We start from the raw sequence: 265 nt of genomic DNA, 5'->3' as shown, positions 1-265 counted from the left end.
TTGAGATGGAGAGCATTGAGGATGAAGAGAAAGTGGAAAGGAATGAGGTGCAAATTGTGATGGAAAAGGTGAGGGGGATTGAAGGTAAAGTTGGGGTGAAAAGATAGAATGGTTATGGAGAGGGTGGGAGTGATGTGAGTTTGTGGATGGGGATGATTAAGGATAGGGAGGATGGGATGATCGTTAGGGGGATATATAAGGGTGAGGGTTGTTATGTATATGGAAAAGGTGTTAAAGGGGGAGAGTGCAGGTACACTCTGTGGGA

General features: G+C 45.3%; 1 pseudogene. It reads left to right on the top strand.

The window, feature by feature from the left end:
- Window positions 1-122 precede the first annotated feature (122 nt).
- Window positions 123-265, top strand: a pseudogene (locus tag FS628_RS33300) (DUF4446 family protein); the annotation flags it as partial.

Origin of the sequence: Paenibacillus xylanexedens (assembly GCF_007676705.1) — a bacterium.
Taxonomy (GTDB): Bacteria; Bacillota; Bacilli; order Paenibacillales; family Paenibacillaceae; genus Paenibacillus; species Paenibacillus xylanexedens_C.
The sequence above is the reverse complement of the archived record's forward strand: the minus strand, read 5'-3'. Positions and strand labels throughout refer to the sequence as shown.